Source organism: Pseudomonas sp. K5002, from assembly GCF_013386655.1.
In the GTDB taxonomy this organism is placed as follows: Bacteria; Pseudomonadota; Gammaproteobacteria; order Pseudomonadales; family Pseudomonadaceae; genus Aquipseudomonas.
The window spans coordinates 11,535-12,105 of sequence record NZ_JACARK010000038.1 but is presented as its reverse complement, the minus strand read 5'-3'; the positions used below and the strand labels follow the sequence as shown (position 1 = coordinate 12,105).

At 61.1% G+C, this 571-nt stretch carries 2 protein-coding genes; one reads left to right on the top strand and one right to left on the bottom strand.

The window, feature by feature from the left end:
* The coding region (locus tag HX846_RS01935) for a gamma-glutamyltransferase (protein WP_178964854.1) at positions 1-242 on the bottom strand (242 nt) is incomplete at its 3' end.
* Between the two features lie 153 nt (positions 243-395).
* Between HX846_RS01935 and HX846_RS39385 the strand changes: the two genes are divergently transcribed.
* The coding region (locus HX846_RS39385) for a TetR/AcrR family transcriptional regulator (RefSeq protein WP_256739756.1) at positions 396-571 on the top strand (176 nt) is incomplete at its 3' end.

Genomic DNA, 571 nt, shown 5'->3' with positions numbered 1-571 from the left:
CCGCCGAGGTTGCCGGCTGCCGGGTACACCACGGCCAGGGCGTAGCCCACCGCCACCGCCGCATCCACGGCGTTGCCGCCGGCCTTGAGCACATCCACGCCCACATGGGTCGCCAGATGCTGGGCGGTGACCACCATGCCATTTTCGCCAGCCACCGGGGCCTGGGAGGCCGCCTGCACGCCGCTGACAGTCAGCACCAGCGCGGTGGCAATCAAAGTTCGGGTAAACGGTTGGTATTTCATCCCTGCATACTCTGTTTATTAGAAGAACTAGAAAGTAATACGTTTCCGATCCAAGCCCCAGCGTTATGCCGCGTTTGTGACAGAGCCTGTCGGTAACGGAATAATGCCCATGCTATATTCCGGGCCTTTACGCGGTGCAGCAGAGGCTTGTCAATGGTGATCAAGAAGACCGGTATCCGTGCCCAGCAAGCCGACCAGACCCGCGCGCGGATTCTCCAGGCGGCGGTCAAGGTCTTCACCCGCGACGGCTATTCCGGCGGGCGTGTGGAAAGCATTTCCCGCGAGGCCGACTCCAACGACCGCATGCTGTATTACTACTTCGGCAGCAA